The sequence below is a fragment of the Streptomyces sp. DH37 genome, assembly GCF_029813835.1.
Classification (GTDB): domain Bacteria; phylum Actinomycetota; class Actinomycetes; order Streptomycetales; family Streptomycetaceae; genus Streptomyces.
The window spans coordinates 19,561-33,450 of sequence record NZ_JARVKV010000072.1 but is presented as its reverse complement, the minus strand read 5'-3'; the positions used below and the strand labels follow the sequence as shown (position 1 = coordinate 33,450).

General features: G+C 75.4%; 14 protein-coding genes. 6 read left to right on the top strand and 8 right to left on the bottom strand.

The window, feature by feature from the left end; translation table 11 throughout:
* The 3 genes from QC029_RS26290 to QC029_RS26280 form a co-directional block, all read right to left on the bottom strand.
* The coding region (locus tag QC029_RS26290) for an NAD(P)-binding protein (protein ID WP_279558294.1) at nucleotides 1-189 on the bottom strand (189 nt) is incomplete at its 3' end.
* Between the two features lie 14 nt (nucleotides 190-203).
* On the bottom strand, nucleotides 204-2,123 hold the full coding sequence (locus QC029_RS26285) for a long-chain fatty acid--CoA ligase (RefSeq protein WP_279558293.1): 1,920 nt from the start codon (nucleotides 2,121-2,123) through the stop codon (nucleotides 204-206).
* Nucleotides 2,124-2,265: 142 nt separating this feature from the next.
* Entirely contained in the window at nucleotides 2,266-3,591 is a 1,326-nt protein-coding gene (locus QC029_RS26280; protein ID WP_279558292.1) for an acetyl-CoA C-acetyltransferase, read from the bottom strand.
* 74 nt (nucleotides 3,592-3,665) lie between these two features.
* Here QC029_RS26280 and QC029_RS26275 point away from each other — a divergent pair, with 74 nt between their 5' ends.
* Nucleotides 3,666-5,015: a 3-oxoacyl-ACP reductase gene (locus tag QC029_RS26275; protein WP_279558291.1), complete on the top strand. Its 1,350-nt coding sequence runs from the start codon at nucleotides 3,666-3,668 to the stop codon at nucleotides 5,013-5,015.
* Nucleotides 5,016-5,020: 5 nt separating this feature from the next.
* Complete coding sequence (locus tag QC029_RS26270; protein WP_279558290.1) at nucleotides 5,021-6,049, top strand: MaoC/PaaZ C-terminal domain-containing protein; 1,029 nt, start codon at nucleotides 5,021-5,023, stop codon at nucleotides 6,047-6,049.
* A 2-nt stretch (nucleotides 6,050-6,051) separates the two neighbouring features.
* Here QC029_RS26270 and QC029_RS26265 read toward each other — a convergent pair whose 3' ends face one another.
* Nucleotides 6,052-6,768, bottom strand: a complete 717-nt coding sequence (locus QC029_RS26265) for a TetR/AcrR family transcriptional regulator (protein WP_279558289.1) — start codon at nucleotides 6,766-6,768, stop codon at nucleotides 6,052-6,054.
* Nucleotides 6,769-6,847: 79 nt separating this feature from the next.
* Here QC029_RS26265 and QC029_RS26260 point away from each other — a divergent pair, with 79 nt between their 5' ends.
* Nucleotides 6,848-7,318, top strand: coding sequence for an SCP2 sterol-binding domain-containing protein (locus QC029_RS26260; RefSeq protein WP_279558288.1), 471 nt, complete (start codon nucleotides 6,848-6,850; stop codon nucleotides 7,316-7,318).
* Nucleotides 7,319-7,334: 16 nt separating this feature from the next.
* A complete protein-coding gene (locus QC029_RS26255; protein WP_279558287.1) occupies nucleotides 7,335-8,549 on the top strand; it encodes an acyl-CoA dehydrogenase family protein in 1,215 nt (404 codons plus the stop codon).
* A gap of 14 nt (nucleotides 8,550-8,563) precedes the next feature.
* Here the strand turns inward: QC029_RS26255 and QC029_RS26250 are convergent, their stop codons facing one another.
* The gene (locus tag QC029_RS26250; protein WP_279558286.1) at nucleotides 8,564-8,752 is read right to left on the bottom strand and encodes a DUF4236 domain-containing protein; all 189 of its coding nucleotides are present in this window, start codon (nucleotides 8,750-8,752) and stop codon (nucleotides 8,564-8,566) included.
* 155 nt (nucleotides 8,753-8,907) lie between these two features.
* On the opposite strand from QC029_RS26250, the gene QC029_RS26245 reads away from it, so the two are divergent.
* Nucleotides 8,908-9,771, top strand: a complete 864-nt coding sequence (locus QC029_RS26245; RefSeq protein WP_279558297.1) for a serine hydrolase — start codon at nucleotides 8,908-8,910, stop codon at nucleotides 9,769-9,771.
* On the opposite strand, the gene QC029_RS26240 is transcribed toward QC029_RS26245, so the two are convergent.
* A complete protein-coding gene (locus QC029_RS26240; protein ID WP_279558285.1) occupies nucleotides 9,741-10,763 on the bottom strand; it encodes a LysR substrate-binding domain-containing protein in 1,023 nt (340 codons plus the stop codon). The two genes, QC029_RS26245 and QC029_RS26240, sit on opposite strands and share 31 nt — an antisense overlap.
* Nucleotides 10,764-10,882: 119 nt before the next feature.
* On the opposite strand from QC029_RS26240, the gene QC029_RS26235 reads away from it, so the two are divergent.
* Nucleotides 10,883-11,887, top strand: coding sequence for an MBL fold metallo-hydrolase (locus QC029_RS26235; protein ID WP_279558284.1), 1,005 nt, complete (start codon nucleotides 10,883-10,885; stop codon nucleotides 11,885-11,887).
* Nucleotides 11,888-11,998: 111 nt separating this feature from the next.
* Here QC029_RS26235 and QC029_RS26230 read toward each other — a convergent pair whose 3' ends face one another.
* Both QC029_RS26230 and QC029_RS26225 read right to left on the bottom strand, forming a co-directional pair.
* The gene (locus QC029_RS26230; protein WP_279558283.1) at nucleotides 11,999-12,889 is read right to left on the bottom strand and encodes a universal stress protein; all 891 of its coding nucleotides are present in this window, start codon (nucleotides 12,887-12,889) and stop codon (nucleotides 11,999-12,001) included.
* A gap of 277 nt (nucleotides 12,890-13,166) precedes the next feature.
* Nucleotides 13,167-13,802, bottom strand: coding sequence for a DoxX family membrane protein (locus QC029_RS26225; protein WP_279558282.1), 636 nt, complete (start codon nucleotides 13,800-13,802; stop codon nucleotides 13,167-13,169).
* Between the last annotated feature and the right edge of the window lie 88 nt (nucleotides 13,803-13,890).

Below are 13,890 nucleotides of genomic sequence, written 5' to 3'. Positions count from 1 at the left end.
CAGCGACTCGCGGGTGAAGCGGCGGCCCGCCTCCAGCACCCCCACCCGGTAGCCCTTCTCGGTCAGCCGCAGCGCGGAGACCGAGCCGCCGAAGCCGGAGCCGACCACGATCACGTCGTAGTCGTACCCCTGGTCGCGCTCGTGCCCGTGATCGCGGTCGCGGTCGCGCTCGTGGTCGTGGTCGCTCATGGCGGCGGGCCCCCTCACCGCTCGTAGAGGGCGTCGATCCGGTCCGCGTGGGCGGCGGCCACGGCATGGCGCTTGACCTTCAGCGACGGGGTCAGCAGACCGTTGTCCTCGCTGAACTCCCCCTCCACCAGCGCGAATCTGCGGATCGACTCCGCCCGGGAGACCGCCTCGTTCGCGTAGTCCACGGCGCGCTGGACGTCGGCGAGGAGCTCGGGGTCGTTCTCCAGCTCGGCGAAGGGGGTGTCGAGGGGGCGCCCGCGCACCGACAGCCAGTGCTCCAGGGCCTCGGTTTCGAGGGTGATCAGGGCCGCGACGTAGGGACGGTTGTCGCCGACGACCATGCACTGCCCGATCGGCGGGCGGCTGCGCAGCCGGTCCTCCAGCACGCTCGGGGAGACGTTCTTGCCGCCGGAGGTGACCAGGATGTCCTTCTTGCGGCCGGTGATGGTGAGGTAGCCGTCCTCGTCCAGGCTGCCGAGGTCGCCGGTGGCGAACCAGCCGTCCCCGAGGGCCCGGGCGGTGGCCTGCGGGTCGTTCCAGTAGGAGGTGAAGACGATGCCGCCCCTGATCAGCACCTCGCCGTCGTCGGCGATGCGCACGGCGGTGCCGGGGATGGGCTGTCCGACCGTTCCCGGGCGCGGGTCCAGGGGCGGGACGAGGGTGGCGGCGGCGGTGGTCTCGGTGAGGCCGTAGCCCTCGTAGACGAGGATGCCGCAGGCGGCGAAGAAGAGGTTGAGACGGCGGTCCAGGGGGGAGCCGCCGCTGATGGCGTAGTGGAGCCTGCCGCCGAGTTCCTTGCGGACGCGCCGGTAGACGAGCAGGTCGTACAGGCCCCGCGCCAGGGAGAGCCTGATGCCGGGACCCGGGCCGGTGCCCCGGATCCCGTCGGTGAAGGCCTCCCCGTAGCGCACCGCGATGCGGTCGGCCCGGTCGAAGGAGGAGCCGCGGCCGATCCTCTCGGCCGTGGCGCGCCCGGTGTCGTGGATCTTCTCGAAGAGGTAGGGCACGCCGACGAGGAAGGTGGGCCGGAACCTCTTCAGCTCGGGCCGCAGTTCGTCGGGTTTGATGCTGGGCCAGTGGCCGAGTTCGATGCGCGCCTGGAGGCAGGCGATCTGGATGGTGCGGCCCAGGATGTGGGCCAGCGGCAGGAACAGCAGGGTGGACGCCGTCCGGTCGGTGACCGCCTCGAACACCGGGTGCAGCAGCTGCACGGTGTTGTACGCCTCGGCCTGGAGGTTGCCGTGGGTGAGGACGCAGCCCTTGGGGCGGCCGGTGGTGCCGGAGGTGTAGCAGACGGTGGCGACGGTGTCGGAGGTGAGGCCGGCACGGCGCTCGGCCACCTCCTCGTCGCCCACCTCCCGTCCCAGGTCGGACAGGAGGGCGACGGCTCCGGCGTCGATCCGCCAGGTGCGCGGCGGTTCGGGCAGGGACACCGCGGCGGCCGCGGCGGTGACGGCGTTCTCCTCGGTCTCGACGACGAGGAAGCGGGTGCCGGAGTCGCGCAGGATCCACTCGATCTGCTCGGCCGAGGAGGTGGCGTAGACCGGTACGGTCTGCCCGCCCGCGGCCCACACGGCGAAGTCGAACAGCTCCCACTCGTAGCGGGTGCGGGACATCAGCGCGACCCGGTCGCCGGGCCGGAGTCCGGCGGCGATCAGCCCCTTGGCGACCGCGGTCACCTCGCGGGCGAAGCCGGCGGCGGTGACCGGGACCCACCGGTCGCCCTCCCTGCGCCGCAGCACCACCGCGTCGGGGGCCTGTTCGGCGGCGGTGAAGGGGATGTCGGCGGTGGTGCCGGGGGCGACGGCCGGCGGAGTGCGCCACGAGGCCCGCGCTTCGCGTACGGCGCCGCTTTCCCGGATCAGCTCCACCACCACGCGGTCGGCGAGTTCGCTGCGCTGTCTCGCCCTCTTCAAGTCCTTGCGTACGCCCATGGTCGGCTCCTGTTCGCGGCGTGGGAGGACTGCACCGGCCGGTGCGGGGGGGTTGGTCGGCTCCGGTTCGGAGCGGGGTTCGGGGAGCGGGGTCCGCGGACGGGCGGGCCCGTACGGGGCGGTGGTCCGTACGGCCCGGCGGTCAGCGTTCGAGGACGGCGGTCACGCCCTGTCCGCCCGCGGCGCAGATCGATATCAGGCCGCGTACGGTCACCGTGCCGTCGTCCGCGGGTCCGCCGCGCTCGGCGGCCTTCTCGTGGAGCAGCTTGGCGAGGGTGCCGACGATCCGGCCGCCGGTGGCGGCGAAGGGGTGCCCGGCGGCCAGGGAGGAGCCGGCGACGTTGAGCCGGTCGCGGTCGACGGTGCCCAGCGGGCCGGGGAGGCCCAGGCGGTCCACGCAGAAGTCCTCGTCCTCCCAGGCGGCGAGGGTGGCCAGGACCTGGGAGGCGAACGCCTCGTGGATCTCGTAGAGGTCGAGGTCGCCGAGCTTCAGCCCGGCGGCCTCCAGCAGCTTCGGCACGGCGTGCACCGGTGCCATGAGCAGCCCGTCGGGGCCGTCGACGAAGTCGACCGCGGCGGTGCGGGAGTGGGTGAGGTAGGCCAGGACGGGCAGGCCGCGCTCGGCGGCCCACTCCTCGCTCGCCAGCAGCACGGTGGAGGCGCCGTCGGACAGCGGGGTGGAGTTGCCCGCGGTCATGGTGGCGCCGGCCGCGGCACCGCCCTCGCCGAACACCGGCCTCAGCCGGGCCAGTCGCTCCGGTGTGCTGTCCGGGCGCAGGTTCTGGTCGCGTTCCAGGCCCCGGAAGGGGGCGACCAGGTCGTCGAGGAAGCCCCGGTCGTAGGCGGCGGCCAGGCGCCGGTGGCTGGTCGCCGCCAGGGCGTCCTGGTCCGCGCGGGCGATGCCCCACTCGGCGGCGGTGCGGGCGGCGTGCTCGCCCATCGACAGCCCGGTGCGCGGCTCCGCGTTGCGGGGGATGTCGGGGACGGCGTGCCGGGGGCGCAGTCCGGCCAGGGCGCCCAGGCGCCGGGGCAGGGAGCGGGCGCGGCGGGCCCTCAGCAGCAGCTTCCGCAGATCGTCGTTGACGCCCAGCGGTGCGTCGCTGGCGGTGTCCACGCCGCCGGCGACGCCGCACTCGATCTGCCCCAGGGCGATCTTGTTGGCGACGAGGACGACGGTCTCCAGGCCCGTCCCGCACGCCTGCTGGACGTCGTACGCGGGAGTGCGGCGGTCCAGCGCGCTGCCGAGCACCACCTCCCGGGCGAGGTTGAAGTCCCGGCTGTGCTTGAGGACCGCTCCCGCCGCGAACTCCCCCAGCAGTTCGCCCTCCAGTCCGTGACGCTCGATCAGCCCGGCCAGCGCGGCGGAGAGCATCTCCTGGTTGGAGGCGGTGGCGTAGGGCCCGTCCGCCCGGGCGAAGGGGATGCGGTTGCTGCCGACGATCGCTGCGCGGCGGACGGCCGTTGCCATGGCCACCCCTCCTCGTGGTAGGAAACCCCTCTACTTACTTCGGAGTAAACTTACTCATGCGTAAGGAGAAATCAATGGTGGATCGCTACCAGAAACTGACGTCCTCCGGCCCCGGCGCCCTCCTCGCCCGGCGCCTGGGCCTGCCGCGCCCGGAGGTCCTGGAGCGCCACCGCCCGGGCCGTCCCGTCCTGTCCGGCCCGGTGGTCGTGGACGGCGCCCCCGGCGGCCGGCTGACCGAGTCGCTGCGCACGCTGGTGGCCTCGCTGCCGAGCGCCCCCGGCGGCTCCCGGGAATCCCCCGCCGCGCTGGTCTTCGACGCCACCGGCGTCGCCGACAGCGGCGGGCTGCGCGCCCTGCACGGCTTCTTCCACCCGCGGATCCGCTCCCTGGCCCCCTGCGGCCGGGTCGTGGTCGTGGGCACCCCGCCCGAACTGGCCGGCGGGGTGCGGGAGGCCGTCGCCCAGCGGGCGCTGGAGGGCTTCGTCCGCTCGGTCGGCAAGGAGCTGCGGCGCGGGGCGACCGCGCACCTGCTGCTCGTCGCGCCCGGCGCGGAGGAGGCGGTGGAGTCCACGGTGCGCTTCGCGCTCTCGGCCCGCTCGGCCTACGTCTCCGGGCAGGTGGTACGGATCGCCGCGCCCGTCCCCGCGGGCTCCGCCCCGGCCGACTGGGAGCGCCCGCTGGACGGGAAGGTCGCCGTGGTCACCGGCGCCGCGCGCGGCATCGGCGCGGTGGTGGCCGACACCCTGGCCCGGGACGGGGCGACGGTGGTCTGCCTGGACGTCCCCGGCCAGGGCGGCGAACTGCGCGCGGTGGCCGGGCGGATCGGCGGGGACGCGCTGGAGCTGGACATCACCGCCGACGGCGCCGACGGCGTCCTGGCGGAGCACCTGCGCGCCCGCCACGGCGGCGTGGACGTCGTGGTGCACAACGCGGGCATCACCCGCGACAGGACCCTGGGCCGGATGGACGCCGCGCGGTGGGACTGCGTGATCGCGGTCAACCTCACCGCCGTGGAGCGCCTGACGGACCGCCTGCTGGCTCCCGGCGACCCGGGGGGCCCGGTGCTGCGCGAGGGCGGCCGGATCGTGTGCACCTCCTCCATCAGCGGCATCGCGGGCAACGTCGGGCAGACCAACTACGCGGCGAGCAAGGCCGGTCTGATCGGGCTGGTCCAGGCCCTCGCGCCCGCCGTGGCCGAACGCGGCGTCACCGTCAACGCGGTGGCCCCGGGCTTCATCGAGACGAGGATGACGGCGGCGGTGCCCCTGCTCGTGAGGGAGGCCGGCCGCCGCATGAACAGCATGAGGCAGGGCGGGCAGCCCGTCGACGTGGCCGAGGCCGTCGCCTACCTCGCCTCGCCCGGCAGCGGCGGGGTCAGCGGCCAGGTGCTGCGGGTGTGCGGCCAGTCCCTGCTGGGAGCGTGAGGGGCGTGAAGAACCCGGGAAACGCCGAGAACGCAGAGAACGCAGAGAACACGGGAAACGCCGAGAACGCAGGGAACGCCGGCCGCGCGGGGCCGGAGACGCGGGAGCTGGCGTCCGTGCCGGGCACGGCCGGGCTGTACGCCCGCGCGCTGCTGCCCCGGTCCGGCGGCGGGCGGACCGGTCCGCTGCCGGACCGGCGGCTGGTGCTGCGCGACGTCGCGGCCGACCCCGGCCGGCTGCGCCGCTACGCCGGGGTGTGCGGTTTCGCCGACGCCTCCCGGCTGCCCGTCACGTACCCCCACGTCGTCGCCTTTCCGCCGGCGATGTGGCTGATGACGCGGAGGGACTTCCCGCTGCCGCTGCTCGGGCTGGTCCACGTCGCCAACCGGATCGAGCGGCACAGGCCCCTGGAGGCCGGGGAGCGGCTCACCTACCGGGTGTGGGCCGAGCGGCTCCGGCCGCATCCGAGGGGCACCGCCTTCGACGTGGCGGCCGAGGCCGACGACGGCGCCCGTACGGTGTGGCGGTCGGTCAGCACGTACCTGTGCCGGGGTCGCGGCGGGGCCGGCTCCGGGCCGCGCGCCCAGGACGCGCCCGGCGGCGGAACCGGCGGCGGCCCCGGCGGCAACGGCCTCCCCGACGGCCCGGGCGGCCCGGGCGGCCCGGTGCTGGACGAGCGCTGGGAGGTGCCCGGCTCGGCGGGGCGCGCCTATGCCGCCGTCTCCGGCGACCGCAACCCGATCCACCTGCACCCGCTCGCCGCGCGGCCGCTGGGCTTCCCGCGCGCCATCGCGCACGGCATGTGGACCAAGGCCCGCTGCCTGGCCGCGCTGGAGGAGCACCTGCCCGACGCCTACCGGGTGGAGGTCTCCTTCCGGGCGCCGGTCCTGCTGCCCGCGACGGTGCGCTTCCGCGCCACCGGACCCGCCGCGTCCGCCGGGAGGACCGGCGCGCTGTGGGACTTCCGGCTGTGCGGGGACGGCGACGGGGGGCGCGAGCACCTGCGCGGCGAGGTCTCGGCCCCGGCGGGCTGAGGTCACCCCCGGGCCGGGGCCTCCGGGACGGTCCGGACCTCGGGCGCCGCGCCGGAGCCGGGGCCCGGGGTCCCGGCGCCCTCCGGCGGCGTCCAGGTCTCCCCGGCGAGCACGTTGCGCATGCCGACCCACACCATGTTCATCAGACGCCGGGTGACCCGCTCGGGGGACTCGCCGGGGTGGCGCTCCATCCAGTCGGTGAGCGAGTCCGCCGCGCCCACCAGGGCGTGCGCCACGAAGTCGGCCTCCTCGTCGGCGACCGGGACCGGCCCGAGGGCCTCGCGGATCCCGTCCCGGACCAGGCCCGCCACCTGGGCCATGACCGCGCGGCGGGCCTGGGCGACCTCGGCGGTGATGGTCTCGCTGAGCTGCGACGCCTGGCGGTGGAGCACGACCCAGCTGTCGCGGTGCTCGGCCACGAAGGCGAAGAACGCCGACAGCCCCGCCCACAGGCGCAGTTCCGGGGTGCGGACGTCGCGCGCCGCGCCCTGAAACGCCGCCACCAGCCGCTCGGCCTCGCGGCGCAGGCAGGCGAGGAACAGGCCCTCCTTGGAGTCGAGGTAGAGGTAGACCATCGGCTTGGAGATGCCCGCCAGTTCGGCGATCTCGTCCACCGAGGCGGGGTGGTACCCGCGCCGGGCGAAGACCTGGACCGCCACGTCGATGATCTGCTGTTCCCGGATCTGCCGGGGCACCCTTCGCCTGCGCTTGTCACTCACCCTTGCCAGCCTACCTACCACGACGTAATCTTACTCACCGGTAAATTTACTCCAGAGTAAGAAGAGTGGAGGAGCCCCCATGACCAACGGCGTCAGCCGCGAGCCGGCCGACCTCGCCGCCCTCGACTTCGCGGCCGTCTCCCCCGAGGAGTTCGCACGGATCGTCAAGGGCCTGTCCGGCAGGGAGATCGCCGAGATCATGCGGGGCGAACTGCGGCTGCGCGTGCTCGGCGAGGTCTTCCGGCGCATGGAGCGGCAGTTCCGCCCCGAGAACGCCGGCTCCCTGGACGCCGTGATCCGGTGGAAGGTCACCGGGGAGACCGAGGTCGTCCACGAGACCGTCATCTCCGGCGGGACGTGCACGGTCCGCGAGGGCCGCGGCGACGCCGACCCGCACGTGACGCTGACCATGGGCGACGCCGAGTTCCTCAAGCTGGTCTCCGGCAACGCCAGCCCCGTGACGATGTTCATGACGCGCAGGCTGAGGCTGGCCGGCGACGTCGGCCTGGCCGCCGGCCTGACCCGCTACTTCGACATCCCCAAGGCGTGAGGGGCGGGCGGCGACCATGAGCGGTTTCTCCCTCGACCTCACCGAGGAGCAGAACGACCTGCGCGCCTGGGTGCACGGCTTCGCCGCCGACGTCGTACGCCCGGCCGCCGCCGAGTGGGACGAGCGGGAGGAGACCCCCTGGCCCGTCGTCAGGGAGGCGGCCCGGATCGGCCTGTACGGCTTCGAGTCCCTGGCCGACATGTACGGCGACCCCTCCGGCCTGTCCCTCCAGATCGCCAACGAGGAGCTGTTCTGGGGCGACGCCGGCATCGGCATGGCCCTGTTCGGCACCTCGCTCGCCGTCGCGGGCATCTTCTCCGCCGGCACCCCCGACCAGCTCGCCGAGTGGGTCCCGCAGTGTTTCGGCGACGAGGCCGACCCCAAGGTGGCGGCCTTCTGCGTCTCGGAGCCCGAGGCGGGCTCCGACGTCTCGGCGATGCGCACCCGCGCCCGCTGGGACGGGGCGAAGGACGAGTGGGTGATCAGCGGCCAGAAGGCGTGGATCACCAACGGCGGCATCGCGAACGTCCACGTGGTGGTGGCCTCGGTGGACCCGGAACTCGGCGCGCGCGGCCAGGCCGCGTTCATCGTCCCGCCCGGCACCCCCGGCCTGGAGGCCGGACGCAAGATCAGGAAGCTGGGGCTGCGGGCGTCGCACACCGCCGACGTCTTCCTGGACGAGGTACGGGTGCCGGGCCACTGCCTGCTGGGCGGGAGGGAGAGGCTGGACGCGCGCCTCGCCCGCGCCCGCGAGGGCGGACGGGCCAAGGGCCAGGCCGCCCTGGCGACCTTCGAGGTCAGCCGCCCCACCGTGGGCGCGCAGGCGCTCGGCATCGCGCGCGCCGCGTACGAGTACGCCCTGGAGTACGCGGGCGGACGGATCGCCTTCGGCCGCCCCGTCGTCGAGAACCAGGCCATCGCCTTCGCCCTGGCCGATCTGCGGACCGAGATCGAGGCCGTGCGCCTGCTGATCTGGCAGGCGGCCTGGATGGCCCGCAACGGCCGCGCCTTCGACGCGGCCCAGGGCTCGATGTCCAAGCTGCGCGCCGGCGAACTGGCGGTGGCCGCCACGGAGAAGGCCGTCCAGGTCCTCGGCGGCGCCGGGTACAGCCGGGAGCACCCGGTGGAGCGGATGTACCGGGACGCCAAGATTTATACGATTTTCGAGGGCACCAGCGAGATCCAGCGCCTGGTCATCGCCCGCGCGGTCTCCGGGCGGCACATCCGCTGACGGGGCCGCCGCGCTCAGCGCCCCCGCCCCCGGCGGTGCCAGGTGAGACCGCCGGGGAGGCGCACGGTCACGCCGCGGTACCCGCGGCCCAGGGTGATGTGCGCCCGGCGCGGGCCGAGGGAGACCGACCAGCCGTGGCGGCCGACGGTGAGCCGGACGAGCCCGGGGACGACCGTGATGTGCCGGTGGTAGTGCAGGGGCATGACGTCCTCATCCGGTGGTCGGGGCTGCCTCTCTCCCCCATGGTGCCCTGCCCCGGGAGCCGGGGCACCGGACCCCGGTGCGGCAGGATGGCCGGGTGAGGGGCATCGGGGACGTCGGGGACGCGGAGCGGGAGTTCGGCGCGCTGGGCGCGCGGGTGCGGCTGCACGCGCGCTGCGTGGACTGCGACCGGCAGACGGGCGTCCGGCCGGACGAGCCGGTGGTGCTGGCCTCGGTCGTCAAGGTGCCGCTGGTGCTGGAGTTCGCCCGGCAGGCGGCGTACGGCCAGCTGGACCCGGCCGAGCGGGTGCTGGTGCGGCGGACGGACCGGCTGGGCGGGACGGGGACGGCCGGGTGCCGGGACGACGTGGAGATGAGCCTGCGCGACCTGGCGGCCTTCGCCCTCTCGGTCAGCGACAACACCGCCGCCGACGTGCTGTTCCGCCGGGTGGGCGCGGACACCGTGGGCCTGCTGGTGCGGGAGCTGGGGCTGGAGGGCACGCGGATCGCCGGCTCGCCCCGCGATCTGCTGGAGAGCGTGCTGGCGGACGTGGGCGCCGCCGACCCGGCCGAGTTCGCCGCCGTCTACCCCACCCTCTCCCCCGAACGGATACGGGCCCTGCCCACCATGGACCCGCGGCGCACCAACAGCGGCACCGCCCGGGACATGACCCGGCTGCTCGCCCTGATCTGGACCGGCCGCGCCGGCCCTCCGCAGGCGTGCGCCGAGGTCAGGGAGCTGATGGCGCGGCAGGTGAGCTGGCACCGGCTGGCGGCGGCCTTCCCCGAGGAGGTCGCGGTCGCGGCCAAGTCCGGCACCCTGCCCGGCATCCGCAACGAGATCGGCGTCGTCTCCCTTCCGGAGGGCGGCCGTTACGCGGTCGCGGTGCTCGCCGAGACCGAGGGGCTCGGGCAGCGCCGCCCGGACCTGGATGCGGCGATCGGCGCGGCGGGGCGGGCGGCGGTGGAGGAGCTGCACGGCTGCTGCGGTCAGCCGCCGTCCGGCCGCCGCACCGCGTAGACCACGTCCCAGGGACGCGGCGCGCCGTCCGGTCCCGCCGTCTCCGGACCGGGCCGCCTCCCGGGCGGGCCGCCGGGACCGGAGGGACCGGTGAAGCGCTCCCCCGCCTCGGCGCGCAGCACCGCCGTGGCGGTGGCCGCCAGGCGGCGGGCGGCCGGGTGGGGCGCGGCGGCGGGCCGGACGAAGGAGACGGGCCACTCCAGGGCGTCCGCGTCGAGCGGGCGCCACAGGACGCGGGGCTCCTTGCGGGCCACGGCCTCGTGCGCGAGCGCGACCCCGCGCCCGGCGATCACCAGGCCCATCACCACCTCGGGGCTTCCGGCGTGGACGGTCCGCGGCGGGTGGTAGCCCTGCGCGCGGCAGGCGTTGAGGGTGGCGTCGTACAGGCCCGGCGCCGCCTGCCGGGGGAAGATCACCAGCGGACTGCCGCCGAGCGCGGCCAGGGGCAGCGGGCCCGCCCCCGCGAGCGGGGAGCCGCGGGGCAGGACGACTCCCAGCGGCAGGCCGGTGACCGGTTCGCTCACCAGCCCGGCCAGTTCCACCGGGTGCTGGAGGAGCCCGGCGTCCAGCTCCTTCTCGGCCAGCAGCCTCACCTGCTCGGCGGTGCTCAGCTCCCGCGGTTCCACCTGTACGCCGGGGGCCTCGGCGGCGAAGGCGGTCAGGACGCGGGCCAAGACGCGCCCGGGCAGTTCCGGCGGTACGCCGATCCGCAGGGTTCCGTGCTCGCCCCGGTCGGCGCGGGCGACCAGGGCCCGCACGCGCTCGGCCCGGTCCAGCAGTTCCCCGGACTCGGCCAGCAGCACCTCGCCCGCGGCGGTCAGCCGTACCCCGCGCGAGGAGCGCTCGAACAGCTGCGCGCCGAGTTCCTCCTCCAGCCCCCGGATGCTCCGGCTCAGCGGCGGCTGGGCCATGCCGAGCCGTTCGGCCGCCCGCCCGAAGTGCAACTCCTCGGCGACGGCCCGGAAGTACCTCAGGTGCCGTAACAGGTCCACGCTGGGACGATACCGTTTCCGGTATCGCCGGGGACGGTTTTCGATCTTGGACGGGCCGTCACCGCGCGTGCTCTGATGCCCGCATGCGATCACTTTCCCGATCCTCACGTTCCTCCGCCGTGTCCCGGCGCGGTCTGCTCGGCGCCTCGGCGACCGGTCTGGCGGCCGCCGGCCTGACCACGGCCGCCCCGGCGGGCGCGGCGGCCCCGGCGGCCCCGGCGGCGCGTCCGGGGAGGCGCTCCGCCCGCCCCGAGCCGGGGAGGTCCGGCATCCGGCTGCGCTGGCTGGGCAACAACGGCTGGGAGATCCGGGTCGCACGGCCCGGCGCCACGCCCGCCACCGTGCTCATCGACCCCTGGCTGACCCGTTTCCGCACCGGCACCTACTCCGAGGAGGGCGCCGACCCGGGGACGAGGCTGACGGTCGACCGGGCCGCCATCGACCGCCACCGGCTGCGCGCGGACCAGATCCTGGTCACCCACGGCCACTACGACCACCTGCCCGACGTACCGCACCTGGCGGCCACCACCGGCGCCACCGTCCTGGGCACCGAGAGCCACGCCAACATGATGCTGGCGCTGGCCGGACCGGAGGAGCGGCGCGCTCTGGAGGACCAGTTGTCGGTGGTGCGCGGCGGCGAGCACATCCGGTTCGAGGGCTACTCGGTCCGGGTGCTGCGCTCCCTGCACTCCATGCCGGGGCCGCGCGCCCGGGTGCCCTTCCCCGGCACCCGCCCCGGCGGCCCGCCGCCCCGGCCGAGGACGATCGCCGACCTCGTCGAGGGCGAGACCCTGGCGTACGCGGTCACCTGCGAGGCGACCGGCTTCACCGTGGTGAACTTCGGCGGCTCCAACTTCAGCGCCGCCGACCTGGCCGGACTGGCCCCGGACCTGGCGATGATCCAGCCCGGGGGCTCCACCGTGCACGACTACGTGCCGCGCCTGCTGTCCTGCCTGGACCACCCGCCGTACGTCGTGCCCACCCACTGGGACGACATCGACGAGCCGCTGGACGAACCGGCCGTGGACTGGGGCGGTCTGACGGGCCTGCGGAAGGCGGTGGAGGCCGCGAGCCCGGACACGCGCTTCGTGGTCGTCGACCATCTGGAGACGTTCACGCCCTGACGTTCCGGGCCGCGGACTCCGGGCCGCGGACCGCGGATTCCGGGCCGCGGCCGTTCGGCGGGTGCCGAAGGGCCGCGGCCCGGGGTGCGCCCGCCGCGCGGCGGGCGCGTCTCAGCCGAACGGGACGACGGCGACGGGCGCCTTGGCGTGGTGCATGACCGCGTGGGCGACCGGCCCGATGTGGAAGCCGATCGGCGAGCGCCGCTTGCGGCGGCCGACGACCACCAGCGAGGCGTCCTCGGAGGCCTCCAGCAGGTGCCGGGCGGGCCTGCCCACCACGGCCTGCGCCTTCACCTCGACGTCGGGGTACTTCTCCCGCCAGTGGCGCAGCGCGTCCTCCAGGACGCGGGCGCTCTCCCTGGCCAGGTCGGTGGCCAGGCGGGGGTCGACGGCGATGGGGTCGACGCCGTAGACCAGCGGCGGGTTCCAGCCGTGGATGACCCGCAGCGGGGCGCCGCGCCGGGAGGCGGCGTCGAAGCCGAACTCGATCAGCTCGTCGGACGGCCGGTACAGCTCCAGGCCCATGACGACGTCGCGGGCCGGTACGGGCGGCTCGGTGCCCGCCGGCCCGCCCTCCTCGGCGGTCCCGGCCCGCACCAGCACCACCGGGCAGTCGACGCGGGCGACGGTGGACAGGCCGACGGAGCCGACCAGGAAGCCGGTGACGGGGCCCAGGCCGCGGGTGCCGATGACCAGGACCTCGGCCTGCTCGGCGGCTGCGGTCAGCACCTCGGCGGGGCGGCCGGTGAGCTGGTCGGTGGTGATCTCCAGCCCCGGGTGGCGGCCGGCGAGGTCGTTGGCGGCCTCGCGCGGGATCCGCTGGGCCCAGTGCTGCCGGGCCTCGGGGTCGGCGAAGGAGTCCGGCGGGGTGAAGGGGTCGGGCTCCCGTACGTGGACGAGGTGCAGCGGCACCTTGCGCCGCATCGCCTCCCGGGCCGCCCAGTCGGCGGCGGCCAGGCTCTCGCCCGAGCCGTCCACACCCACGGTGACCGTACGCACCATCACACACCTCCACGAACGACGCGGCTCCCTGCCGCTCTGTTTCCATGATCGGTTCGGGTACCCGCGATCGGCAGGGGTCACTGGTCCCTCCTCGCGGGCCCAACGTCCCGCCGTGCCCCGGCCACCGGACCGGCCGGGGCGCTGCGGCCCCGGGAGGCCCGCCGGAGACAACGACCGGGGAAGGCGGCCGGGGAAAAGTCGGGGAAGGCGGCCGGGGGAAAGCCGGGGAAGGCGGCCGGGGGGCTCGCGCCGGAGCCGCGGGCTCGTCGCAGCCGGGTCATCGCAGCCAGGGGAGCCTGCGGACCGGGGACAGCCGGGCCCACCGGCGGCCCAGGCCCCAGGTGTCGCCCGCCGCGGTGACCGCCAGGGCGATCAGGACGACGGCGTACACCACGTGGTAGTCCACGACCGGGTTGGTCGACATGCTGGGGCTGCCGTCCGACAGGTGCTGGGCCAGGGGCCACTCCGCCGCCCACATCAGCGCCATCATCACGGTGCCCGCGGCCGCCGCGAGCCGCAGCGCGACGCCGGCGGTCAGCGCGAGGCCGATGCCGAGCAGGCCGAGCATGAACAGCCAGTCCGCCCAGGCGGCCCCGGCGATGTCGTGGAAGACCGACTCCAGGGGACCGACGGCCACACCGCTGAGGAAGCCCTCCGTGGGCGAGCCGCCCTCGGTCCAGGCCCGCTCGGCGGGGGTCGCGTAGTCCAGGCCGAAGGTCTTGTCCAGGAACGCCCACAGGAAGACGAACCCGGTCAGGACGCGGGCGCCGGCCAGGACGCGGGCCGCGGTCGGCGCCGCCGGCACCACGGCCGCCCCGGCCGCCGTCTCACCGGACGCGGGTGCGGTCCGGGTGGTGCGCCGCACCGGGAGGTGGAACCCCCGGTGACCGTGCGAGTGGCCGTGGACTGCCATGTCTCTCATCCCCTCCGCGTGGATCCGCCCGCCGTTCGGGCGCATCCACACCATCGCGCGGCGCCGCGCGGCGGCGGAGGGGTCCGCG

Bases quoted from the DNA above. Each gene is read 5' to 3' on its own strand.
- QC029_RS26285 (WP_279558293.1), bottom strand. From the start codon at position 2,123: ATGGGCGTACGCAAGGACTTGAAGAGGGCGAGACAGCGCAGCGAACTC.
- QC029_RS26280 (WP_279558292.1), bottom strand. From the start codon at position 3,591: ATGGCAACGGCCGTCCGCCGCGCAGCGATCGTCGGCAGCAACCGCATC.
- QC029_RS26275 (WP_279558291.1), top strand. From the start codon at position 3,666: ATGGTGGATCGCTACCAGAAACTGACGTCCTCCGGCCCCGGCGCCCTC.
- QC029_RS26260 (WP_279558288.1), top strand. From the start codon at position 6,848: ATGACCAACGGCGTCAGCCGCGAGCCGGCCGACCTCGCCGCCCTCGAC.
- QC029_RS26255 (WP_279558287.1), top strand. From the start codon at position 7,335: ATGAGCGGTTTCTCCCTCGACCTCACCGAGGAGCAGAACGACCTGCGC.
- QC029_RS26250 (WP_279558286.1), bottom strand. From the start codon at position 8,752: ATGCCCCTGCACTACCACCGGCACATCACGGTCGTCCCCGGGCTCGTC.
- QC029_RS26230 (WP_279558283.1), bottom strand. From the start codon at position 12,889: ATGGTGCGTACGGTCACCGTGGGTGTGGACGGCTCGGGCGAGAGCCTG.
- QC029_RS26225 (WP_279558282.1), bottom strand. From the start codon at position 13,802: ATGGCAGTCCACGGCCACTCGCACGGTCACCGGGGGTTCCACCTCCCG.